Annotated in this window: 17 protein-coding genes and 1 riboswitch; of the genes, 15 read left to right on the top strand and 2 right to left on the bottom strand. The window is 38.4% G+C overall.

Annotation, left to right across the window (positions count from 1 at the left end):
• Window positions 1-11: 11 nt before the first annotated feature.
• The 9 genes from AWW83_RS06150 (at window position 12) to AWW83_RS06110 (ending at window position 10,467) form a co-directional block, all read left to right on the top strand.
• Complete coding sequence (locus AWW83_RS06150) at window positions 12-1,388, top strand: hypothetical protein (RefSeq protein ID WP_092350003.1); 1,377 nt, start codon at window positions 12-14, stop codon at window positions 1,386-1,388.
• 20 nt (window positions 1,389-1,408) lie between these two features.
• Window positions 1,409-2,653 carry a type IV pilus twitching motility protein PilT gene (locus AWW83_RS06145; RefSeq protein ID WP_092350001.1) on the top strand — a complete coding sequence of 415 codons (1,245 nt, stop codon included), beginning with the start codon at window positions 1,409-1,411 and terminating at the stop codon, window positions 2,651-2,653.
• Window positions 2,654-2,691: 38 nt separating this feature from the next.
• Window positions 2,692-4,308, top strand: coding sequence for a hypothetical protein (locus AWW83_RS06140; protein WP_092349999.1), 1,617 nt, complete (start codon window positions 2,692-2,694; stop codon window positions 4,306-4,308).
• A gap of 16 nt (window positions 4,309-4,324) precedes the next feature.
• On the top strand, window positions 4,325-5,206 hold the full coding sequence (locus tag AWW83_RS06135; RefSeq protein WP_092349997.1) for a hypothetical protein: 882 nt from the start codon (window positions 4,325-4,327) through the stop codon (window positions 5,204-5,206).
• A gap of 14 nt (window positions 5,207-5,220) precedes the next feature.
• Window positions 5,221-6,444: a type II secretion system protein GspD gene (locus AWW83_RS06130; RefSeq protein WP_092349995.1), complete on the top strand. Its 1,224-nt coding sequence runs from the start codon at window positions 5,221-5,223 to the stop codon at window positions 6,442-6,444.
• A gap of 14 nt (window positions 6,445-6,458) precedes the next feature.
• Window positions 6,459-7,835, top strand: a complete 1,377-nt coding sequence (locus AWW83_RS06125; protein ID WP_092349993.1) for an Ig-like domain-containing protein — start codon at window positions 6,459-6,461, stop codon at window positions 7,833-7,835.
• A gap of 32 nt (window positions 7,836-7,867) precedes the next feature.
• The gene (locus tag AWW83_RS06120; RefSeq protein WP_092349990.1) at window positions 7,868-8,236 is read left to right on the top strand and encodes a sigma-54-dependent transcriptional regulator; all 369 of its coding nucleotides are present in this window, start codon (window positions 7,868-7,870) and stop codon (window positions 8,234-8,236) included.
• 96 nt (window positions 8,237-8,332) lie between these two features.
• Window positions 8,333-9,079: an SIR2 family NAD-dependent protein deacylase gene (locus AWW83_RS06115; protein WP_092349988.1), complete on the top strand. Its 747-nt coding sequence runs from the start codon at window positions 8,333-8,335 to the stop codon at window positions 9,077-9,079.
• Between the two features lie 59 nt (window positions 9,080-9,138).
• Window positions 9,139-10,467: an APC family permease gene (locus AWW83_RS06110; RefSeq protein WP_092349986.1), complete on the top strand. Its 1,329-nt coding sequence runs from the start codon at window positions 9,139-9,141 to the stop codon at window positions 10,465-10,467.
• A gap of 41 nt (window positions 10,468-10,508) precedes the next feature.
• Here the strand turns inward: AWW83_RS06110 and AWW83_RS06105 are convergent, their stop codons facing one another.
• Window positions 10,509-11,549 carry a YncE family protein gene (locus tag AWW83_RS06105; RefSeq protein ID WP_092349984.1) on the bottom strand — a complete coding sequence of 347 codons (1,041 nt, stop codon included), beginning with the start codon at window positions 11,547-11,549 and terminating at the stop codon, window positions 10,509-10,511.
• Window positions 11,546-13,726 carry a TonB-dependent receptor plug domain-containing protein gene (locus AWW83_RS06100; protein ID WP_143713905.1) on the bottom strand — a complete coding sequence of 727 codons (2,181 nt, stop codon included), beginning with the start codon at window positions 13,724-13,726 and terminating at the stop codon, window positions 11,546-11,548. The genes AWW83_RS06105 and AWW83_RS06100 overlap by 4 nt, the downstream gene beginning before the upstream one ends.
• Window positions 13,727-13,848: 122 nt before the next feature.
• Window positions 13,849-14,052, bottom strand: a riboswitch (cobalamin riboswitch).
• Window positions 14,053-14,235: 183 nt separating this feature from the next.
• Here AWW83_RS06100 and AWW83_RS06095 point away from each other — a divergent pair.
• The 6 genes from AWW83_RS06095 (at window position 14,236) to AWW83_RS06070 (ending at window position 25,285) form a co-directional block, all read left to right on the top strand.
• Window positions 14,236-15,297 (top strand): LacI family DNA-binding transcriptional regulator, encoded by a 1,062-nt coding sequence (locus AWW83_RS06095; RefSeq protein ID WP_159421125.1) that lies wholly within the window; start codon window positions 14,236-14,238, stop codon window positions 15,295-15,297.
• 18 nt (window positions 15,298-15,315) lie between these two features.
• Window positions 15,316-18,102: a TonB-dependent receptor gene (locus tag AWW83_RS06090; RefSeq protein ID WP_092349978.1), complete on the top strand. Its 2,787-nt coding sequence runs from the start codon at window positions 15,316-15,318 to the stop codon at window positions 18,100-18,102.
• A 36-nt stretch (window positions 18,103-18,138) separates the two neighbouring features.
• A complete protein-coding gene (locus tag AWW83_RS06085) occupies window positions 18,139-21,684 on the top strand; it encodes a fibronectin type III domain-containing protein (protein WP_092349976.1) in 3,546 nt (1,181 codons plus the stop codon).
• A gap of 15 nt (window positions 21,685-21,699) precedes the next feature.
• Window positions 21,700-22,713 carry a PorV/PorQ family protein gene (locus AWW83_RS06080; RefSeq protein ID WP_092349974.1) on the top strand — a complete coding sequence of 338 codons (1,014 nt, stop codon included), beginning with the start codon at window positions 21,700-21,702 and terminating at the stop codon, window positions 22,711-22,713.
• 101 nt (window positions 22,714-22,814) lie between these two features.
• A complete protein-coding gene (locus AWW83_RS06075; protein WP_092349972.1) occupies window positions 22,815-24,680 on the top strand; it encodes a carbohydrate-binding module family 20 domain-containing protein in 1,866 nt (621 codons plus the stop codon).
• 239 nt (window positions 24,681-24,919) lie between these two features.
• Complete coding sequence (locus tag AWW83_RS06070; protein WP_092349970.1) at window positions 24,920-25,285, top strand: endonuclease domain-containing protein; 366 nt, start codon at window positions 24,920-24,922, stop codon at window positions 25,283-25,285.
• Window positions 25,286-25,671: the final 386 nt, after the last annotated feature.

Genomic DNA, 25,671 nt, shown 5'->3' with positions numbered 1-25,671 from the left:
GGGATAGTGATATGTTTGGGAAGACATCGCTTTTAATTTTGCTTGGTTTTATCACTGCTTTTTCAGTTTATCAAATAAGATTAACACGAGCGGTTATCTCTGCAACGGATAGTTTTAATTATTATTATTCAAAAACGCTTGTTCACGAAACAGCCGTAAGCGCGATGAATATAGGCGTAAATAAAGTTTGGAAAGATTCGCTTGTAAATGGAAGTTTCAATGTTGTTATGAATAACTGCACTGCTATTGTGCGTGTTTTTCCAGTCAAACCTGATTCGCTTGTTAAGTTAATCGTTAAAGCGTGGGGTTATGCTTTTGTTGATACATATTATGCAAAGTATAAAAGACCATACAGAATTGAAGATTCTGCATTCGCATATTTTGTCTATTCAAGTGGACCTGTAACGCCTGCATCAAGATATTTCTGGTTCACGGGGGTTGAATTTTACAACGGTGCCCCTGTTTATTGGATAGATGGTGATACTGTCTGGGGTCCTGTTCATACAAATGGAACTTTGCATACATATGGAACGCCTGTATTTTACGATAAAGTTACTGCTTATTCTGGGATAAATCCAAAACCGACTTCAAATCAAAATAAAGCGAAATTTTACGGGGGTTGGGAAGTTGGGATAAGAGCTGAACTTCCAGTTGATATGGCAAGGACTAAAACAGCTGCGGTAAATGGCGGTGGTGTTTATACTCTACCGCCTGGAGTTCAAGGTGTATATTTCAAATTTTTACCAAATGGAAAAGTGATAAGAAAATATGTCACGGGTTACACTAATGAATGGATTGGTAGCGGTTCTTACAGAAGACAGAGAAAAGTTCCACAATTTTCATCAGCTGGACCTGAAACTTTGAACGTTAGCAACCTAAGTTCAACCGGGGTCGTTTGGGTGAAGGGGGATTTAGTTGTTGAAGGGACAATAAATGGTCAACTTACAATTGTTGCGGATAGAGATATAAGAATTTGGGACGATATAAAATATGCTGAGGATCCGAATGTTAATCCTAATTCAGATGATTTTCTCGGGCTTGTTTCAAACGGTGGGGATGTAATTATCGCAGATAGTGACCCAAATCAGAATGATGTTGTGATACAAGCAGCTATTTTAGCCTGGGATGGAGGTGCAAATGATAAAGATTTTATCGCTGAGAACTGGGATAAACGTCCGCCATCTGGAGCAATTTATTTAACAGGAAGTATAGTTCAAGAGCAAAGAGGACCTGTGGGACGATTTGCTGGCGGAAGCGGTATAATTCAAAATGGCTTCAGTAAAAGATACAGATATGATCCAAGGTTCAGAGATAAAGCACCACCGTTTTATCCGCTTGTAAGTTATCCAGATATAAGGCAGTTAAGATTGGTTTCGTGGTGGGAATAAAAACAAAATGAATGAATGTTATGCCAGTAAATCCGCAATTGATAAAAGAGGCAAAAGATTTGTTAAGTTCGCTTGCTTCAAAAATTCCAGTGACTTTATTCAGCGTTGAAAAGCAGATGTATATTGGAGATGAGTTGATAAAAAAGATGCCCGAGAATCAAAAACTTGTTTTGAGAAATTTGATAAATATGTTTCTTTTGAGAATGAGAGAACTTGAAGCGTCGGATATAGATTTTGGGGGTTGGGGCTCAAGAAAAATGGTTTGGTTGAGAATTCACGGAGCGAAGAAGCCAATCCCGGAATTTGGGACTTACGAACTTGATGAATTTAACATTTTGATACAAAGTTTGTTGATGGATAGACAAAGGCAATATCTCTATGAGAATAGGAATCTTGATTTCTCATACACTTTCAAAGATGAAAAGGGGGTTCCACTGCGTTATCGTGCGGATGCTTATTTTGATCTGGATGACCTTGCTTTAAATATGAGAGCTATTAACACTCAAATAAGACCTTATGAAAGTTATGGATTTCATCCAAATGTCACACGAATTTTAAGCTTACAATACACAAAAGAAGGTTTAATTCTTGTCACCGGAATAACCGGCTCTGGGAAAAGCACAACGCTTGATGCAATCGTAGATTTAAACAATCGCACTGTTGATGGACATATTATCATAATTGCTTCGCCCGTTGAATATGTGCACGAATCAAAACGTTGTATAATTAGGCATAGAGAAGTTGGGAGAGATACTATGTCTTTCAAGCAGGGGACGATTGAGGCATTGCGTCAAGATCCCGATATAATCATAATTGGTGAGATGAGAGATCCAGATACGATAATGGCTGCGCTTGAAGTAGCTGATAGCGGTCATAAGGTTTTATCAACACTTCACACTTCCTCGGCTGTTGAAAGCATTGATAGAATAATTGGCGAAGTTCCACCGATTGAACAGGAGAGAGTTAGAAATAGATTAGCCGATATTTTAAGATGCGTTATCTCTCAAAAACTTGTTCCAAGTTTAGATGGGAAACGTGTCCTTGCAAAAGAGATTATGGTTATGACACCTTCAATAAGGTCAGCGATTAAAAACAACAACACAGGAGAAATTTACCAGATGATAGCAGAGGGAGCTGAATATGGTATGATAACGATGGAACAGGATTTGAGACGACTTTATCTTGAGCGGAAAATTTCGCTTGAGACAGCAATTAATTTTGCAAACAACAAGAGACGAATGCAACAACTTTTGCAAGCTGCTTGAAGTTTTGAACGATTAAAAATTTAAAATGGATTTTCAAAATGGCAAATAAAAAATTTTCGGGAAAGCTTGCGGTTGGGATTTTCGTTGACGGCTTATCTTTGCAGGTTGCCTGCCTTGCGAGGTCGGGGAAGAAGATAAGATTTGTTGATGCGCAAATTGTAAATCTTGCGACAAAGCTTGAAACCGCAGTAACAACTGGAGTTGAATTTTTTGAACAACCTCAATCAAGCACGACAACCGTTGAAACATCGCCGATAGATATAACTTCCGAAGCAACCGCTCCAGATTTGCTTCTTACAGATGTAGGGGGTAAAGGAGCGCAGGACAATGCATCTATACTTGTTGGTGTTTTAAGTAAATATCCAAAGCGAAAATATAAACTTGCTATATCAATTCCAGAGCCATATGTCTATTACACAACTTTTGAAACAAACTGGGGACTTAAAAAAGATAGGTTAAGGCAAAAAATAATTGAGGAACTTTCAAAAAACAGAGCGGGTGAACCAATAAAACCAGATGCGATGAATTATCTTGAACTTCCAGATAACACAGTTCTTGCAGTTGTTCGTGATTTGAGAGTAACATTAATTGATTTGCTTGACAGTGTTAAGAAATCAATCGGAGGTAGAATACCAAAAATCTCTTTTATAGAAAGCCCAGAATTTTCACTTGTTAATCTTGTCAAGTTGAATTACAAATTCCCGAATAATGCTATAACTGTTATAGTTTATGTCGGGCATGAATTCAGCAGGTTGATATTTATGAAAGGAAATGATCTATACCATATTTCTCCGTTAATTGGTGAAGGTGTTGATTCATACAACATTGCAAACACAATTTATAGTAGATTAATTCTTGAACAGGATAACCTTGGGATTCCACTTGTTAACAACATCATTCTCACTGGCGAGGCACAAACAGCCGGGGTTAAGGAAATTTTAGAGCAAATGTTTCCAGAAGATGTTAACATAGATTATATAAAGTTGCCGAATTTATCTCCAGATGGTGCTGATCCGATTTTAATTGAGAATTTGCCAAGGGTTGCTGTTGCAATTGGTTCAGCGTGGAGAACTCTTGTGATGGAAAATAAAGAACTTTACGCAATTGATTTAACTCCGTTTGAAATAAGAGAGGGGCAAAAGGTCTTTAAGCTTGGGATTCTTGGCTGGTTATTTTTGCTTTTGATACCAGCTTTGACATTTCAAATAACGACAAAAATTGCACAGATGAATAGAACTTTGTCTGAATATCAAACCGAATTACAGCGTAAAAAATCTGAACTTTCCGAGCTTCAGACACTGCAACAGCAGGTTGATCTTGCGAGACAGCGTTTGGCATATTACAAGTCAACATTTGGAGTTCTTGATTCAATGAAAGTTAACACTGATATATGGAGCAAATTTTTGCATAAAATTTCAACCGAAGCTCAAAGAATTGGAAGGATATGGATAACTGATATAAGCGCTCCTGATCCGAATACCGTCACTATCAAAGGTTATTCACTTTACAGGAACAGGATACCGAGGTTTTCAAATGCCATTGGAAATGCTACACTTATGCAGGTTCAGGTTCAGGAAATAAGAGGAAGGACGGTATATCAATTTGAGATAAGAGCAAGTGTTGTTCCATCTGCGCCAAAGCAGGTTAAAAAATAAAAATTGAGGTGTTAAATTGCCATATAAAACAAGAAACACGCTTATTCTTCTTGCTTTTCTGGTGATAATTGGTGCGGTTGGTGTATATTTTATTTTTTATCATTATCCAAAGAAAATAAATGAAGTGAGGGCTGAAATTCAACGAACGGATCAACAAATAAATGCGCTTTCGGGTTTGCAGATTGAGCTTTTTAATTTGCAGAAACAAATAAAAGAGGAACAGGATAAACTTGCACAGCTTGATAAGCAGATTGTCCCGGAGGTAACGCCTGCGATGACTTATTCTTATTTGAATTCAATTTTAAATTACGCTGGGTTTGTCAAGTTTGATATGCTTTACATGGGAAGCAAAAGGGCGCAAAAATATGCGTATAACATTTACGATATAAAAGGCGAAGCATCATTTGATAACATTTATAAATTTATTTGGTATCTTGAACAAGGACCGCAAATTTACAGGATAGCCCGACTTGATTTGCGTGGTGTTGAAACAAGGGAAGAGGAAACGAAGCAATTTGCAATTGTCGTTCCATTTCAAATGGAAATTCACGCACTTTATGCTGATGTTAAGGACTTGCCACCTATAAAGAGGACATTAAGTGATGTGAAAATTTTAGAGGTTAAAAATCCATTTACTCCTTACATTTATAGAGAACTTCCACCAAATACGAAGGGACTTCTTGAAGTTGAAAGGGCAGATTTAAAAGCGGTTATCCCGGGGAGAGCTTTTGTTGCGGATCATACGGGTAAAATTCATGTTTTGAAAGAGGGGGACGAGGTTTATCTTGGCTATGTGACCAAAATTGATATTGAAAAAAACCAAGTTGAATTTACGCTCAATAAAGCTGGCATAGTAGAGAAGTTCGTCTTGAAGTTAAGATTTGAACAACAAAAATAATAAAGAGAGGTGAGATGAAGCGAAAAATAATTGTTTTTCTACTTCTTTTTGAAATTTTAACAGGTTTAGCTCTTTCACAAATTGGAGGTCGTCCTAGAGAACTTCGCAGGGCTTTCGTTGCGCCTGAAGAGATTGTTTCAATGTCAAGGACGATGCCTTTCAATCAAGCGCTTCAAATTTTTAACGACATAAGCAAAAAATTTCTAGGCAAAGTTATAATTGACCCCGAAGCGAGAACTTTTCCAATTGGCGTTGATATTGACAAGATGCACTGGCTTGACGCACTTGAATTGATTTTAAGGACGAATAAGCTCTGGTATGAAGAATATGCTGATTACATAAAAATTGTTCCGCTTTCGGAAGTCACAGGTCCGCCGGCTCCAACTGCTCCAACGGAGGAAGAAAAAGCAAAGGTTCAATTTGAAACTCGTGAAGTTATGATTTCAGCAGTGTTTTTTGAAGCGGACGCAGCAAAACTTAAACAATACGGTTTCAGTTGGGATTTCTTCCGTGGTAAAGGAGTAAATGCTGGGGTAACGATGTCAGCCGGTGAAGGTAAAACGGGTTTGTTGACAATTGATGTAAGACCTGATCTTGATTTTGGGAGTTTAGTTGCGATCTTCAAGGCGCTTGAATCGCAACAAATTGGCGAAGTCGTTGCTAACCCAAGAATAACAGTAAAGTCAGGTGAACAGGGACAAATTCAGGTTGGAAGTGATGTATCAACGACAGTAAGAGATTTTGCTGGAAATGCCATAACACAATTTATATCAACTGGTTCAATCATAAGAGTTAAGCCGGAAGTTATAAAATATGACACAGTTTATTTTATCTCGCTTGAGCTTAACATAGAAAGAAGCAATGTCGCTGGGGTTGCGCCTCAGATCACAATTAACAAATCATCTGCTCAGACGAAAATTTTGCTACTTGATGGTGAAGAGACGATAATTGGAGGTTTGTATGTAAATGAGGAAAGGACAACTCGTGAAGGTGTTCCTATACTTAAAGATTTGCCGTGGTGGTTTTTCGGTTTGAGATATTTGTTCGGTTTTGATACAAAAACAATTTCAAAGAAAGAGTTGATAATTCTTTTAAAAGCTGAAATATTGCCGACGCTTGCTGAGAGATTGAAGGAAAAAGTTGAAAGAGTAAGTGAGCGTCCGACTTTGAAAGAAGGAAGAGAAGAGTTTTTAAAGGCGCTTGAAAATTATAAAAAGCAGTTAAAACCGGGAAAATAAATTCTGGGATTTAAATGTTAAGAAAAATTCTTTTGATTTCGCTTGCGTTTGTAATTACTTTAACAGGTTGTAAAAAAGCAGTTGAGCCGGAAACAGCACAGCAAAAAACTGTTACACTCAAAGGTCAAGTCCTTGAATCTTTAACAAATACGCCTGTTGCAAATGCAGTTGTCAGAGCTCTTGGAATTACGCCGACATTGATAACTTATACCGATTCAATGGGGAGGTATGAGTTTAAGTTTGATGTTGAAGTTGAGACGAATGTTCAGATAATTGCATTCAAAGAGGGCTTTGAGCCAGACACAAGCAATGTTTTAGCTGTTCCGGGGCGAATTGTTGAAGTGCCGACGCTTATTTTGAAAAGAACTGCACCTGAAACCCCAACGAGCGGAGAACCTGCAAGCATTGTTCTTGTTTCGCAATCAGCGAAAAATATAGGCGTAAAAGAAAGTGGCTCGGTTGAAACAGCACAACTTGTCTTTGAAGTTCAAGATTCAAGTGGAAAACCGATTGATCTCGCTCATTCTGTTGAGGTTAATTTCAGAATCGGTTCTGGTCCTGGTGGTGGGGAATTTGTCTATCCACCAAAGGCGAGGACAGATGGAAAAGGAAGAGTTTCAGTCAATGTTGTAAGTGGGACAAAATCAGGCGTTGTTCAAATCGTTGCTGAATCATTTGTTGGAAGCAGAACTTTAAGATCGTTGCCTGTTGTAATTGTAATCCACGGCGGTTTGCCTGATTCAGCGCATTTTAGCATTGCGCCTGAAAAATTAAATTTTCCGGGATACAATATCTTTGGTCTTACGAACAAAATAACTGCTTATGTGGGTGATAAATACGGAAATCCTGTCAAACCAGGGACGGCGGTTTACTTTACAACGACTGGAGGAATAATTGAAGGTTCTGTTTTGACAGATGATAAAGGGCAGGGAAGTGTTAATTTAATTTCAGCTGAACCAAGACCTGTTCATCCATCTCTTGGTCCAGGTTATGCTGTTATAACTGCAACCACAGCTGACGAAAATCAAAGAACGATAAAAGCAGAGACGATTGTTTTATTCTCCGGGATTCCGCAGATAACTGTTACGCCGACAAATTTTGACATACCCAATCTTGGTTCGCAAGTTTTTAATTACACAGTGAGCGATCAAAATGGAAATCCACTTGCTGGCGGAACGACAATTAAGGTTTTGATAGATGGCAAAGATATAAGAGCACTTGGAGACCTTGATGTCACTATACCCGACACAAGGGACAGAAGTTGGACAAGATTTTCATTTGCGGTTCAGGATACAACCGCTGATACGACACGAAGACCTGTGTTAATTCGCATTTCAACAACAGGTCCAAATGGTTCTGCAACGGTTAATCTATCTGGAGTTGTGAGATAAAAAACTTAAATAAAAACGGAGGCGGATTAAAAATGGCAGAAAAACCCAGAGTACTTGTAGTTGACGATGAAGAAGCCCTGAGATACCTATTAAGTACGGAATTAGCAGCTGAAGGTTATGAAGTTGAAACCGCTGGAGATGGAGATGAAGCGATTGAGACGATAAAACAAAAAGATTATGATGTGGTTTTGCTTGACATTAAGATGCCACGAGTTGATGGCTTTGAAGTGTTAAAATTCATAAAACAGAACAAGCCGGAAATTAAAGTTATAATGTTAACGGCTTACGCTGATGTTAAAAATGCAATTGAAGCCTTGAAGCTTGGTGCTTCTGATTTTGTTAGCAAGCCATACGATCTTGAAGATATTTTGACTTCAATCAATCGCGCTTTAGGCAGATAATGTTTCCGACTAACCTCCCCCTGAGCCGATCTCATTTCGGGACCTTTACCCGATTGAGATCGGTTTTTTGTTTTAAAACAAAAATTTAATTAAGAAATGATCTCTGAAAAGCTTGTTCAAAAGTTAAAAAACGCAAAATCAGTCGCTGTTTTAACCGGTGCTGGAATTTCAGCTGAAAGCGGTGTTCCGACATTCAGGGGAAGCGAAGGTTTATGGAAAAAATTCAAACCAGAGGAACTTGCAACTTTTGATGCTTTTATCCGAAATCCTGAGCTTGTCTGGGAATGGTACAATTACAGAAGGAAACTTATTCAAGAAGTTAAGCCCAATCCCGGGCATTATGCTCTCGTTGAGCTTGAAAACCTTGTTCCGAATTTTACTTTGATCACTCAAAATGTTGACAACCTTCATCGCAGAGCTGGGAGCAGAAACATCGTTGAACTTCACGGAAACATTGAAAAAAATTACTGCATAAAATGCGGGAAAAGATATGACGATGTAAATCTTGCGCTTGAAATGAAAGTACCAAAGTGTGATTGTGGCGGTTTAATTAGACCTGATGTTGTTTGGTTTGGTGAACTTTTACCTGTTGATCAATGGGAAAAAGCTGAAGAAGCTGCTTCAAATTGTGATGTTTTCTTTTCAATTGGAACATCGGGCGTTGTGTATCCTGCTGCTTCTCTTCCGCAAATTGCCAAAAGAAATGGTGCTTACACTGTTGAAATTAACATTGAGCGAACGGATCTTTCTTGGTTTATGGATGAAGTCATAATTGGTAAATCGGGCGAAATTTTGCCTGAGATTGTTAAGAAATTAAAAGAAGCGCTTGCACAAAAATCTTGAATTGGTGTTGATTTACAGAAGCATTTGTGGTATATTTCAATCAAAAAGTTCTTAACAAAATGGAAAATCTTAAGCAAACGCAGGAACTTCCGCGAGTTTTAAACTTTGTTGATGTGATTGGGATTGTCGTTGGTGGTGTGATTGGTTCGGGAATTTTCATAGTCCCTGCAAATATAGCTGGAATTGTGAATTATCCGATTTTGCTTTTACTTGTCTGGGTTTTCGGTGGAGTTATGACATTGTTTGGAGCTTTGACTCTTTCTGAACTTGGGGCAATGTATCCACACGCTGGGGGAATGTATGTTTATTTGAGAGAAGCTTACGGAGGTTTAATTGCATTTCTTTTCGGATGGACGCTTTTTCTCGTGATTGACTCTGGAACTGTGGCGACTCTTGCTGTCGCTTTTTCATCAAAATATCTGCCTCACTTTTTTGATTTAACGCCGTTGATGAAGAAAATAATTGCAATTCTTTTGATTGCCTTTCTTATGACGGTCAATTACATCGGTGTTAGGTGGGGTGCTTCGCTTCAAAATTTCTTAACATTTATAAAATTTTTCGCTCTTCTCTCAATATGTGTAATGATTTTTGCATTTGGAAATGGCGATGTAAAGAATTTTTATCAACCATTACCAAAGTTTTCTTCGGATTTTATAAGTAAATTTGGTCTTGCTCTTATCCCCGCTCTTTGGGCATATAAAGGTTGGGAGACGGCGACTTTTTCCGCTGGTGAAGTTAAAAATCCATCAAAAAATATCTATCTTGGTCTTTTCATCGGTTCTTTGATCGTTATTTTAATTTACATCACCGCAAACCTTGCTTATCTTTATGTGATCCCTGCTTCTAAAATGGCTGGTTCGGATAGAATAGCAAGTGATGCTATGAAAATTGTTATGGGTGAATCAGCGTCATCTTTAATTGCTTTTATAATTCTTTTATCAATCGCAGGAGCAGCTAATGGAAATATGTTAACAGGTCCAAGAGTTTATTTCGCAATGGCAAGAGATGGCGTTTTCTTCCAGAAGATAGCAGAAGTTCATAAAAAGTTTTTAACTCCTCACATATCAATTTTAGCTCTTGGAATTTGGAGTTCAATTTTGAGTTTAACAGGGACATTTGAACAACTTTTCACATATGTAATTTTCGGAGAGTGGTTATTTTTCACTCTCGTTGCGGGAGCGGTTTTCGTTTTGAGAGTTAAAAAACCGGATATACCACGACCTTATAAAACATGGGGATATCCGATCACACCTTTAATTTTCATTCTGTCAGCGTTGTTTATTTCAATCAACACTTTGATTGAGGAGCCCAAAAATTCAATAATTGGACTTTTCATAATTGCTCTTGGAATTCCATTCTATATTTACTGGAAGAAGAAATCTCATTAAGCAAAATTAAAAAGCCCCCAGCGAAATGGGGGCGATGTGAATCAATATGCGAATGCAAACGAGCCAGGTATCACACCAGCTTGAAACTTTTTCACAAATTTACCGCTTAAATCGTAAATGTAAATCTCTCCCTTTTGAACATAATCCTTCGCATCTGCGCAGTAGAGAAGTTTATTTAATGGATCAATTCCGATGGAGTAGAAATTCCCTTGAATGAAATTTTCATTTTTGTCCTTCGTTTTCAAGTTTATTCTCACAATGTTCCCATTTTTAATCGTATATGCGTAATCTTCAAATATGACAAGTCGTGACGGATGTCCACCTATCAAAATTGAATCAACAACAGCGTCGGTGTTAATGTCAATTGCGTATAATTTCCCATCTGTGTCATCATTTGGATTTTGCCAATCACCATAAGAACCATAGCATAAGACCCACAATCTGTTCATTTGATCCAATGCGAAAGCATCAGGACCATCCCAGAGCGTTATTGTCTTGACAACTTTATTCGTTTTTGCATCAATGATAGAGACAGTTTTACCATAGCCGAAACCTGAATTTGCAACATAAATTTTACCATTTATTGCGAAAATTCCCGTTGGATTATCTCCAACTTTTATTGTGTCCTTCAAGATTGAGTTTGTTGTTAAGTCAATTACAGTCACAGCCCCACGATAAAGATTTGTGATATAACCCTTGTCCCCAAGCAACGCAATTTTATACGGACTTGCCTGCGGAATAAGAATTGTTCCAAGCGATTTGTGAGTTTTTGATTCTATAATTTCTATCTTATCTGAGTTATTCACGACGATGTAAACTTTATTTCCACTTATAACGATGTCATTTCCAGTGTCGCCAAGTTCTCTTCCGTTTACCCTGTAAAAGACATCTTCATAAACAACATTTGAATCGGGGATATAGTAAGTTAGGGTTGAATTATTTCTTCCGAAATTTCCCTCGTTCAGGACATAGACACCTTTTAAAGTCGGGATTTCAGAAGAGATGCTTTCGCTTTTCTTACATCCGCTTAAAATTAAAACTGCGGTTGAAACGAGAGCGAGGATGAATTTAATTTTTTTCATTTTACCTCACCTTTTTGTTTTGTTTGATTTTTTATTTGCATAGAAAACTCAACGAGATAATTTCTTAACGGCATTGGGTAGCCAACGATCGTTTCATAATTTTCATTGAATAAATTTTTGATTGAGAACTTAACAGAGCCAGAAAATAATTTAACTTGATAATTGAATCCAAAAGTTGCATCAACGACGACATAAGGTTGAAGCCATCTGTCGTTTGTTTCTGTTGTGTATCTTAATCCGACATAATTTGTTTGAAGAAGCAGAAACATTTTTTCAAATGATAAATGAACTCCAAAGTTGCCCGTTGATTTTGGTATGTAAATTAGTTGTTTGTTTTGTGTCGCATCGTCAGCGGTTCTTTTATTTTTTCTTATGCTCTGCGAGATAGAGAAATTTCCGCTTAATTTTAAAAAGTTTGAAAATGCAATTTCGCCAGAAAACTCAATCCCTCTTGAATTAACCTCGTCAATGTTTATGGGTTTCCATAAATTTTGATTTTCTTCCGACGGAAGCCAGACAATTCTGTTTGTTATATCAATGTTAAAGATTGAAGCTTCAAATTTGAATTCTTTGATAAATTTTTTGGCTGATTCAGAAAATAGCACAAATCCAAAGTCATAACTTTTTGAGGTCTCAGGTTTCAAATTTTTGTTTCCGCTTCCATACCAGTAAAGGTCGTTGAAAGTTGGGGCACGGAAGCCAGTGCCATAGCTAAATTTTAGAGATAGCAACGGATTTTTAGGTATCCCAGAATTGATGCCAATTTTGTAAATAAATTTATTGCCGAAATCAGAGAAGCGATCATTTCTTAACATTATGTAAATTCGTGTAGTCAATAAAGATTGGACTTCAAGTTTTTTCTCTGCGGTTAAAAACAAACCAGTGTTAATTCGTTTCGCCTTTTCAAAAGAGTTGCCATTTGCAATTCCAAAGGACACCTCAAAACCGGGGACAAGCAAAAGATCAAAATTTGTCTTAAAAAGATAAGTTATAACTCCGGAGAAAAGAAGATTATGGGAATAACTTGATATTCCAGAGCCAGCGATGATTAGGTCGTTGTTTGTGTATTTTAAGAGTGAATTTTTAAAGAGAAAATTCGCCTTCAAAATGGATGAAGCAAATGGTTTCGTGATTGAAAGTGTTAAGTTAATGTCTTCGTCAAATTGTGTTGCGGTGTTTGATGGGTCAAATTTTGTCGTTGGGGCTGGTATCCCGCGCGCTGAGCGAAGGTAAAGAGTTGAAAATGAGATGTTTTGGCTTGAAAAGTTTATGTAGAAGTCTGAGATGTTAAAATGAGCATTTTTTCGGTTTAAAGTTATTTCGTTGTTTCCAAGTTTGTATTTGTAGTGGAAATTTCCAGCGCCGTAGTTTCTTGTGAAAGATGCAAGGTAATTTAAATTTTTTACACTTCCAGAAAAATTGAAGTTAAATTTTCTCGTTCCAAAAGAGCCGGTTGCTATGTTAAATTCTGTAAAATTATTTTTTCTTTTTGTTATCACATTGACAACGCCACCAATTGCATCCGCACCATAAAGTGAGGACATGTTTGAGTGAATTATCTCAATTCGTTCAATTACATCGGCTGGAATCAAACTTAAATCAAAAACACCATTTTGAAAGCTTGAAATTCTCACGCCGTTTAGCATAAAAACCGTATGTTCTGAACCAGTCCCACGAAGAGAAATTGTTTTCAATTGTGCTGGTGTTCCTCCGTAGTCGCGAATGTAGATTGATGTTCCAGTTTTCAAAATATCGGAAAATGAATTTGGCAAAAATTTATCAAATGTTTCTTCGTCTATGACTTCAACGAAGTTTGCAACTTCGGCAGTGTTTGCTTTATAACCTGTTGCGGTTACGGTTATTTCATTGAGTTTTATGAGACGAGTTGAAAGCTGGATTATGATAAGTGTGTCTGTGTTAATTTTTAAATTGCTTTTATATTGTCGGTAAGATAGATGTCTTATAGTTATCTTCGCATCGCCTGTTTTAGCGATTAGCTTTGTAAGACCAAGCGAGTCGGTTATGCTTCTTTGTCTGTTGTTAATTTGTTGTATTTCAACGATGGCATCTTTTACGGCGGTTTTATTTTCATCAATAACTTTAAGTTCAACTGTCACATCTTGTGCCAAGACATTTATTGTCAGCAGTATAGATATTAGCCAAGCTTTCATTTTCATTTTTGTGTTAATTTTAAAACAAAAAACCCAACCAACTCCGGAAATAAATTCCGAGAGAAGGTTGGGTTGCAAAATTCAAAAACTTTTGGTTTTTAAATCCTCAACCTCCCCTCGGAGGTTTTGGATTCGCGGGGATTCTGGCAGGTCTCCTGGCTTTCCCGAAACTTCGGCTCGCCTTCCCATCCCAGGGTTGGGACAGTGGCTTTAGCGTCTTTTACGCTTTGCCGAAGTTTTAAATCGGGATCACAGTTGCGGGGCAGCGCCGGATTTGCACCGGACTTCCCTTTTAACCCGTGAAAAACGGGACCAGAATCCCAAATGTTAAAAGAACTCTAAAAACTTTTGCTAAATATAATCAAGCTAAGCTCAAAAGTCAAGTGAGAATATTGTGAGCGGAGAGAGCAAAAATTTTTACAATCAGTAAAACTTATCGTTGGGATAAAAAAAATTTGCTTCGTATGGGTTACTCTTTGCGAAAACTTTTTAAGTGGTGGTTTTTAAACTTGACAATGAAAAAAATTTTTATTATCTTATGGAAGCACTTCCAAAATAAATGGTTTTTCTATGGGATAACAATTTACGACATAGCCCGCGAGGCGAAGGTCGGAATCGGAACTGTATCAAGGGTTTTAAATGGGAATCCTCATGTCTCGGATGAAACGAGAAGAAAAGTTCTTGAAGTTGCCCGCCGTTTAAATTACCAGCCACATACCTACGCACAGAGATTAGCAAAGCAAAAAGCTTATGCAATCTCCGCAGTAATTCCATTTTTCATAAGCTATTTCTTCATTGAAGTTTTGCGTGGGGTTCAGGATAAAATCTTGGATTATGGATTTGACCTTGTTCTCTATGGTGTGAATGACCCTTCAACGCAGGTTGAACATTACATTCAAAAAAGCACGCATCGTGGGAAAGTTGACGGTGTCCTTTTCTTTTCAATGAAATTTCCAGAAGCATATACAAGTTATTTCAAACAGCGCGGAATTCCAATTGTCCTTGTTGATACATTTCATCCGAAATTTGATTCAATTACTGTTGATAATTTTCAAGGTGCTTATATTGCGACGAAACATTTAATTGAGCACGGATATGAAAAAATTGGTATGATAGTTGCACGGCTTGAAAGCATGCCAGCAAAGCAAAGATTTGATGGTTTTAGAAAAGCTTTGTCAGATTATGGGAAAATTTTTTATGAAGAGTATTTTGTTGAGAGCAGGGATACACGGCTTGATGGGTTTACCCGAGATGCGGGTTATCAGGCATGTAAAGAGCTTTTAAGTCGTAATCGTGAAATTCCATCGGCAATTTTTGTCTCAAGCGATATTCAGGCAATAGGTGTGATTGAAGCATTGAGTGAGAGAGGAATAAAGGTTCCAGATGATGTCGCTGTCATCGGTTTTGATGATATTGAACTTGCAAAAGATTTTGGTCTCACAACGGTAAGACAGCCAATGTATGAGATAGGTAAAGTTGCGGTTGAAAAACTTTTTGAGAGAATGAACAGCAGAAAAACAAAGCCAGAACATATTAAATTTACGCCGGAGCTTGTGATAAGAAAAACTTGTCCTTAAAGAAAAATTGAGGTTGATATGAATTTGAAAAAATTTTTCTTTTTACTTTTTATCCCTGCAATACTTTTTGCAGGCAACACTGGTAAAATCGCTGGCAGAGTAACAGATGCTCAAACGGGAGAGCCAATAGTTGGAGTAAATGTGATCATTGAAGGCACTTATCTTGGCGCAGCGACAGATATAAACGGAAATTATGTGATAATTAATGTCCCACCCGGAACTTACAGAGTAAAAGCATCCGCAATCGGTTATAAAACAGTTGTTAAAGAAGGTGTTAAAGTTTCAATTGACCTTACAACAAGGGTTGATTTTCAGCTTGAGCCGACCGTGATTGAACTTGGGCAGGAAGTTGTGGTATTTGCAGAAAGACCGCTTGTTCAGAAGGATTTGACGGCATCAACCGCAATCATCGGGAGTGATTTAATTCAGGCGTTGCCTATAACAGAATTTCAGGAAGTCATTCAACTTCAAGCTGGTGTCGTCGCAGGGCACATAAGAGGTGGAAGAAGTGGTGAGGTTGCTTATTGGATTGATGGTGTTCCTGTTACGGATGTCTACGATAGAAGTGCTGTTATCTCGGTTGATAGAAAGTCAATTCAAGAGCTTCAACTTGTAAGCGGTGCTTTCAATGCGGAATACGGTCAAGCGATGTCAGGGATAATTAACATTGCTACGAAAGATGGGGATAACAGATTAAATGGAAGTTTTACAACTTATCTTGGAAGTTATGCCACGACGCATACGGACATATTTACGGGTTTGCAAAAATTTAACCCGCTTTCAATTAGAAACTATGAAGGAAACTTGAGTGGTCCAATTTTGAAAAATAAAATTTTCTACTACTTAAATGCGAGATGGATTTACTTTGGTGGATGGCTTTATGGAATAAGAAAGTTTAAGCCTGAAAATATCGTTGATAATCGTGACCCCGATCCAAACAAATGGATAATAAGCATAAACCCTGAGCAAGGGCTTGGGGATAGCGCATATGTCCCAATGAACTGGAACAGAAAAATTTTTCTGCAAGGGAAATTAACATTTCAAGTTTCTCCGACGCTTAAAGTTTCATACAACTATATGTATGAGTTTATGAAATATCGCACATTTGATTTTGCTTTCAAGTATAATCCCGATGGTGATTTGAATAGGTTCAGCAAGGGTATAACAAACATTCTTTCAATAAACCATACATTGAGCAAGTCAACATTTTATCAGGCGAGCTTTTCGTATTTCTTCAAAGATTACAGACATTATGTTTTCAAAGATCCATATGACCCAAGATATGTTCATCCAAAACTTTTGCTTCAACCCGGACCATACAGCTTTATCGCTGGTGGAATGAAAATGGATCATTTTTACAGAAATACCGGGACATATGTTGGAAAATTTGACTTAACATCGCAGATAACCAAAGTTCATCAAGTGAAGACGGGCGTTGAATTTAGATATCATACGATTTATTTTGAAGGATTTAATCTTGATCTTTCAGATGAAGACAGGGCGCGTGATCCAATCCTTGATAAAAATCCTTATGTTAAGACGAGAATTCCTGATATTTCCGAGCCGTCGCACACTCTTTTCAGAAATCACCCGAAGGAATTTTCCGCTTATATTCAGGACAAGATGGAATTTAACGAGATAATTTTAAATGTTGGTGTAAGGTTTGATTATTTTGATCCCGATTGGCATGTTCTTGCTGACCCATCTGATCCGAACATTTATCAGCCATTGAAACCGCAAAATAGATATTTTGACACAAATAACAACGGAATTTATGGAGATGAAGGGGATATTCCCAAGACGGTTGAAGATAGGAGAGCATATTGGTATATAAAGGCGAAGCCGAAGTGGCAATGGAGTCCAAGAATTGGGGTGGCTTTCCCAATTACGGATCGTGGAGTTATACATTTTTCGTATGGTCATTTCTTTCAGATTCCGCCGTTTGAATATCTTTATACTAATCCGGAGTTTAAACTTGGTTCGGGGACTGGAAATATCGGACTTGTTGGTAATGCGGATTTGAAGCCCGAGCAAACCGTGAGCGGAGAGATTGGAGTTCAGCAGGCGATTACAAATGATATTGCGATTGAGTTAACGGGTTATTTCAGGGACATAAGGAACTTAACAGGAACAAGAGCTGATGAGATTTTCATCTTTGGTGGTTCGGCGTGGTATAACAAATATGAGAATACAGATTTTGGTTTTGTCCGTGGGATTGTTTTTTCGCTTGATAAAAGATTTTCAAATAATTGGGCTTTAACGATTGATTACACATTTCAAGTTGCGAAGGGAAACGCATCTGATCCAGCGCAGACAAGAAATTTACGCCTTGGTGGGCAATGGCCAGAAGTTAAGATAATTCCGTTGGATTGGGATCAAAGACATACTTTAAATGTGACCGCTTCTTATTCTGTTCCGGGCAATTGGGGATTAAGTGTTGTTGCTCAATATGGGAGTGGAACACCTTACACGCCGAGGCAATCCAAAAACATCGGGACTTTGTTGATAAATTCCGAGAAGAAGCCATCTGTTTTCAATGTTGATTTGCGAATTTACAAAGACATCAAGCTTAAGTTCTTTACATTTTCTTTGTTTGCGAGAATTTACAATCTTTTTGATACGAAAAATGCGTATGGAGTTTACAACGATACGGGAAGACCTGATTTCACACTTGATTATTTGAGCGCTTTGAGACAGCAACCTGTTCAGCTTGTTAATTCGCTTGGTGAATGGTTCACAAATCCGACTTTTTATTCAGAGCCGAGAAGGATTGAATTTGGTTTGACGATTTTCTTCGGTCAATAATTTTGAAAAATGAAACAAAAAATTTCGGTTTAAAAAATGCGAAAAATTTTATTTCTGTTAATTTCGGTTTTGCTCTTGATTTCAAACGAAAATCTTTTCTCGCAGAAGTTAAGGGGTGATAGAACTTTTAGGAAGGTTGGGATTCATAATGGAAATCTTGTTAAGACAGTTTTTGGAAACTGGGGTGTTATAGCGCAACCTTCAAATCAAGGACCACCGCTTGCGTGGAAATATGATGATAATGGTTATGCTGGTGATGTCAGTATACTTGTTGGGCTTGAGCTTTATTTCCCAAGATATGACACAGTTTTAAAGCGAATTGTCGTTGACACGGTTCATTCTGTTGTGATTTGTCCTGTTGACAGACCTGGCGGTGCTTCTGGTGGTGAGACTGGAAGCGGTGGAAAGTTTTGGGGATTTGAACCTGTGCCCGGTTATGCGAATCCAACGCTTCAAGCACCTGGGAAAGGAGTTGCGATGAGCCATCTGCCTGAAACATGGCCACCATTCTGGCCAGATCATCCCGATTGGATTGATACAGCAACTGGAAAACCTTATTGGAATGGATATTTTGGAAAGGGAATTACAAACGCAGATCAGGAAAGTTATTTCGTTATGGATGATAACAACGATGAAAAGTATAACCGAAGATATGGTTTCAGACCTGATTCAACTGATTCAACGAGAATGGGGCATGGGCTTGTTGTAAAGGTTAGAGGAATGCAATGGTCAAATGTGCTTGCCGAAGATGGGATTTTCTGGGTATACGACATCACAAACGAGGGGACAACGGATTACAGAAGAACTGTTTTTGGATTTCTTGTTGGGACATGGGTTGGCGCTGGAGGTGGTTCAAGCGGAAATACGGAATGGAAAGATGATCTCTCCTTTTTTGACGCTGCTGAGGACTTAACATATTCGTGGGATGCGGACAATTACATTGACAGAAGCTCAAATCCAAAATGGATTGGAAATGTTGGCTATTTAGGTTATGGATTTCTTGAAACACCCGGAAATCCTTTTGATGGAATTGACAACGATGGCGATAGCAAATTGCCGACAAGCCCGAGATTTAAAGCGCAGGATTTTCCACCAACTCAATTAAATCCGGATGGAACAAGACGAATTCTATCAAGATACGACCCCGGACCGAATCCTGATTTTCCGAACAATAAAATTGTTTTGATAGAGATTAAAAAAGTTTATTCGCCGATTTATAAAGTTTATCAAACTGTTTATGAAAGGCATGTTGTCTTGCTTGATACTTTGTTCAAGAGTGATGCGGATACTGTGATGGTTTATTCACTTGGCGAGCCGTTTAAAATCTGGCCCGGTAAAGAACTTGTTGAAGTCCCGAACAATGGAATTGATGATGATCTTGATGGTTTGGTTGATGAAAATTTTGACCTTCATTACAGGCAAATTAGAAAAACCGCAGATGGAAGGGTTATCTTTGACAAGTTGAACCCACTTGCATATAAAAACTATTTCACAGGTCGCGGTTTAAATGATCCGTTAATTGACGAAAGAAGAGATGATGGAATTGACAACGATGGTGATTGGGATCCATTTTGGGATGATGTTGGTGCTGACGGAGTTCCGGGGACTGGAGATTTGGGCGAAGGCGATGGTGTCCCAACTCCGGGGGAATCAAGATTTGATGCAACGGATGTTAATGAGTCGGATCAAGTTGGATTGACGAGTTTTGATTTCTTCGTTCCAGCTGGGGCGATAAATATGGCAAATGATGAAGAATTATGGCGTCGTCTTATGCCCGGAAATTGGCAAGTGCCAGAACAATATCTTGCTGGTTATGTTGAAGGACCTGATTTTGATGCTGGCTCTGGTTATTTCCCGTTGACTTCAAAGCAAACGGAAAGATTTTCGCTTATTCTTTTCATGGGCGAAAACAAAGATGATTTGTTCGCGAATAAAAAAGTTATGCAGGGAATTTATGACGCAAATTACAATTTCCCAAGACCGCCTGAGAAACCAACCTTGAAAGCGATCGCCGGGGATAGAAAAGTTGTCTTGTACTGGGATGATATAGCTGAGAAATCGTTTGACAGAGCACTTGCGGAAGTTTACAAAAATAAAGGTGAAGACATTAACAAAGCATTTGATTTTGAAGGGTATAAAATTTACAAGGCGACCGATCCGAACTTCAACGATGCAAGAGTTATAACAGATGGTTTTGGAAATCCGATATTTTACAAGCCAATTGCTCAATTTGATTTAAAAGATAGCGTCTTCGGTTGGTTCCCGCTTGATATAAATGGTGTTAAGTTTTGGCTTGGCAATGACTCCGGGATTCAGCATCAATTTATTGATACAGATGTGAAAAATGGAGTGACTTATTATTACGCTGTTGTGGCTTATGATAAAGGTGATGCGGAACTTGGGGTTTATCCTTCTGAAAACACGAAATATATACAACGAACGACGACGGGGGAATTAATTTTTGACAAAAACACAGTTATGGTTACTCCAAATGCACCCACCGCTGGATTTATTCCAGCAGGGACTGATACAATTTTACATACGCAGGGACCTGGAACTGGAAACATTTATCTTTATGTCCTTGACCCGTTCAAAGTCAAAGACAATCACACTTATAGAGTCGTCTTCAAGGATTCATCATTCAACAGGATTACAACTTCTTATTCGGTTATTGACATTACAAATTCTAATGCACCGGATACAGTTGTCAAATGGAGCAGAATTTTTGAGGGAGAAACTGCTTTGTTTGACGGTATGAGGTTAATTTTTGATAACCACTGGAATATAAAATTGATGTCAATTGATACAAGCCAATGGAATAGACCGCCGAGATCAACGATGACTTTTTCACTTTTTAGCGCTGGTGCAGTTAGAGGCAAAGAATATCCGGCTGATTATGCGATAGAATGTTATGATGAAATAGTTGATACATCAATGGCTTATTCACCTTTGAGGATTCCAGCAACGCCTGTTAAGTTCAAAGTTAAGAATTTGACCGAGGACAAATACATTGATTTCGTTTATGTGAATGTTTATAACGCTTTCACAAAGGTGAGGCAGATAAGCATTGGATTTTATGAGACATATCAGAATACATCTTCATTTACATGGGCTGTGATATTTCAGGGTGATTCGTCGCTTGCTTTGCCGGGAGCTGGGAATAAGTTAATTTTCAAATTGAGCAAGCCATTCAGAGCAGAGGATGTTTTTGAATTTAAAGTCAGAGCAAATCGTGTTGATCCGGAACTTGCAAAATCACAACTTGACAAAATTCGTGTTGTCCCGAATCCTTATGTTGTCGCTGAAAGATGGGAACCACCTTTACCACCGGGAATTTCAAGCGGGCGTGGTCCTCAAAAAATTGATTTCACAAATGTTCCACCTGGTGCGACAATTTATATCTTCACCGCACGTGGCGAACTTGTCGCTACTTTGAAACACGATAAAGATATTTCAGATGGAACAGTGTCTTGGAATTTGAAAACGAAGGAAAATCTTGACGCAGCTTATGGAGTATATTTCTATGTCGTTGATGCTCCTGGAATAGGACAGAAAACAGGAAAATTTGCAATTATCAAATAAAATTTTGGCAAAACTATGAGAGTTAAAAAGTTTGTGACGGCTTTGATTTTGCTCTTATTTTTGAGCGTGGATGTATTTTCTCAATCAAAAGTTGGCACAACAGCAGCTCCTTTTTTGGGAATTGCGGTTGGTCCAAGGGCAATTGGAATGGGAGGAGCTTTCACGGCATTTGCTGGCGATGTAAGCACGCTTTATTGGAATCCAGCTGGGGCTTCAAGAATTGGAAGCAATGAAATTATGGTATCGCATACGCGTTGGATTTTTGGAACGAGTTTTGATTGGGTTGGCGTCTCTGTTGCAATTGATAGAAATAATGCTGTCGGAGTTTCAATCACACGGCTTGATTATGGCGAAGAAGAAGTAACAACGATTGATTATCCGGAGGGAACTGGTGAAAGATGGGATGCAAGTGATATAGCAGTAGGTTTATCCTATGCAAGGAATTTAACAGATAGATTTTCTGTTGGCGGAACTGTTAAATTCATCCAGCAGAAACTCTGGAATGAAAGAGCAACTGGGTTCGCTCTTGATGTTGGGGTTTTATTTATAACCGAATTCAGAGGATTGAAACTTGGTGCGAGTATAACCAACTTTGGGACGGAGATGCGACTTGATGGAAAGGATCTTTTTGTGGTTTATGACCCTGATCCAAGTGCTTCGGGCAATAATCCAGCAATAAGTGCTAAATTAAAAACGGATGATTGGCCATTGCCTTTACATTTCAGAGTTGGTGCGTCAATTGATGTTTTCAAAACGGAATCAAATTATTTTACGCTTGCGGTTGATGCACTTCATCCGAACGATAACACGGAAAGTTTAAATCTCGGGTTTGAGTATAGTTTCAGAAATTTCATTTTTTTGAGAGCTGGTTATAAGTCGCTTTTCCAGAAGGATTCGCAGGAGAGATTTACCGCTGGCGTTGGATTAAATTACAAAGTTGGTGGGCTTGGGTTCAAGTTTGATTATGCGTATCAAGATTTTGGGATTTTGAAAAATATTCAAAGTTTTGCTCTTTCAATTCAATTTTAAAAACAAAATTATGGAGGTGATTTTCCGCAAAGAGATCTTGACTTTTTATCGGCGATTTTCAAAATTATAAACGCAAACAAAAAACAAAATGAGGTCAAGCCATGTGGTACAAATTTAAACTCTTAACACTTGGTTTAGTTCTTATCTTAACAGTTTCATCAATTGCCCTTGCACAAGGCACTGTAAAGGTTACTTTCAATGTTAACACAGCGACATCGCCGAAGTTTCTTGTTGACACATCACTTGTTGAAGTTCGTGGTTCACATCCATTACTTGGTCCCTGGGGAAGTGCTCCGACAAACAGGATGAGAAATTTAGGTGGAGATTACTGGACATTAACAGTTGATTTTCCTGATACGATGGTTGGAAAAGTTCTTGAATATAAGTTTTACGCAGAGGATTGGGAAGTTGGTAATAATTACACTCTTACAATTCCATCAAGCGACACCACTCTTCCATTTGTGTTTTTCCGTAAGCAGGGTTTTGGACCGAATCCGCCTTACACGCCGACTGATTCAATTGATGTGTGGTTTAGGGTTTATGTTTACAACATACCCGAATTTGATCCTGTAAACCATGTTATTGGAGTAAGGGGAGCACAGTTGCCAAGTCATAATGATTTTGGAGATTTGAGCAGGAACAAGACATTTGTTTTGAAGCCAGAGCCAGCAAATGATAAGGTTTGGTCTGGAAGATTAAGATTTCCAAGCCCATCACCGATTGCGTATAAATTTGTGATAGCTTATAAAGACAGTCCAGATGTCGTTATAAAGTGGGAAAGTGATCCAAACAGAGAAGTTACGATAAATCGGGATACAACATTGAGATGGACAACATTTGATAGGAAGGTAATTGCACCGGCAAAGACGGTTAATCTTTATTTCAGTGTTGATATGAGCGTTTATCAGATGATAGGATATTTCTATCCGGATAGTGGAGATGTTGTTCTTGTTTGTGGGAGTTTCAATGGATGGGGAGAGCAGAATCAGTTGAGTCCATCAACGCTTGAGCCTGGAATTTGGGAAGGATTTATTCCGATAACAGCAGCTCCTGGTGATTTCATTGAGTATAAGTATTACATCAAGACGGGGACAAATAATCAAGCAAGAGTTCCAAATAGTGGATGGGAACCTGGTTCAAATTATAGATACACATTCACAGATGCAGACACGCAGGAAGTCCCGAGAAGATACTTTGCTGGTTCAGGTCCTGAGGGATTTGTTCAAAAGGATGAAGGTGTTGAAGTTTGGATTTATTGCGATATGAGGGGTGCAACGGATAAGAATGGTGATCCGATTACAAGGGTTGATTCGTTGTTTGTTGCGGGAAGCCAGCCACCATTGTTCTGGATATGGAATGAACCAACAAGAGATAGGTCAAATTTGAAACTTCACGATGATGGAAGGTATCCAGATAAAGTTGCAGGAGATACGATTTATTCAATAGCGATAACATTCCCGAAGTGGTCGTCAAAGGGACCGATACAGTTTAAGTTTGCTGTAAATGGTATAGTTGATAATGAGGCTGAGTTCCAGGAGGATCATCTTTTGTTCCTTGATGATATGCCAAATCAGACTGGGAAGAAGGCGATAAATGAGCTTGAGGTTGTTAAATTTGGAAGACAGCGTGGGCTTGGCGCGTTTAAAGATACGGTGAAAATAGTTAATAAATTCACGGGTGTGAAAGAAACAGGAGAAGTTCCGCTTACATATGAGCTTTATCAAAACTATCCAAATCCATTTAACCCGACGACAACGATTAAGTATAGCATACCGAACACGGAGCGTGTGACATTGAAGATTTACAACATTCTCGGTCAAGAGGTTGCAACTCTCATTGATGAGGAGCAGAAGCCGGGTGTTTATGAGTTGAAGTTTGATGCGACAAATCTTGCAAGTGGTGTTTATTTCTACAGGTTGCAGGCAGGCAAGTTTAATGCTGTTAAGAAGATGATGCTGGTGAAGTAAATTCACTTGATGAACTCAATGAACTCACCCCCTTTAATTCCCCCTCTCTATTTTATAGAGAGGGGGTAGGAGGTGAGTAGAAACTATAAAAACTCACCCCCTTTGGTTCCCCCTCTCTACTTTGTAGAGAGGGGGTTAGGGGGTGAGTAGAAACTATAGGAACTCACCCCCTTTGATTCCCCCTCTCTACTTTTTGTAGAGAGGGGGCAGGGGTGAGTAAAACAAAATTCTCTACCTCAATGCTTAAAAGGCAAATAATTGAAATAGCAAGGCAGTTAAGAAAAGAACAAACATCTTCGGAAAAGAAATTGTGGCAGGTTCTGAGAAATCGTAAATTTCTCGGATTGAAATTTTTGCGTCAACATCCGATCGTGTTTGAAATTGATGGAAGACTTCGTTTTTTTGTTGCAGATTTTTATTGCGCAGAAAAGAAACTCGTTTTGGAAGTTGATGGCAAAATCCATAAGCATCAACTTGAGCGTGATAAAGAGCGAGATTTGATCATTGAAAAACTTGGTTTAAAGGTCTTGAGGATAAAAAATGAAGAACTTGACAATATAGACGATGTTTTGCAAAGGATAAAAAATTTTATTGATGACTTATAGAGAACTCACCCCCTTTTAGATTCCCCCTCTCTACTTTGTAGAGAGGGGGCAGGGGTGAGTAAAAACTATAAAAACTCACCCCCTTTGGTTCCCCCTCTCTACTTTGTAGAGAGGGGGACAGGGGGTGAGTAAAACAAAAACAAAAAATCAACGGAGGTGAAAGCAACGGCGGTTGTAGTGGCTTATTATCCATTTCCAGATCCTTGCTTAAAAATTTTTTGAAAAATTTTCAATCCTTAAACCAAAACAAAAGGAGGAAATCGCTATGAAGAAAATATTTGCGATTTTCGGCATTTTGGCTGTTGCCGTTTCATTTGCGGTTGCTCAAATAACGGTTGATGGTAATCCTTCAGATTGGACTGGAACGCCTCCTACAACTGATAATT

Source organism: Candidatus Chryseopegocella kryptomonas (assembly GCF_001536065.1).
Taxonomy (GTDB): domain Bacteria; phylum Bacteroidota; class Ignavibacteria; order Kryptoniales; family Kryptoniaceae; genus Kryptonium; species Kryptonium kryptomonas.
The sequence above is the reverse complement of the archived record's forward strand: the minus strand, read 5'-3'. Positions and strand labels throughout refer to the sequence as shown.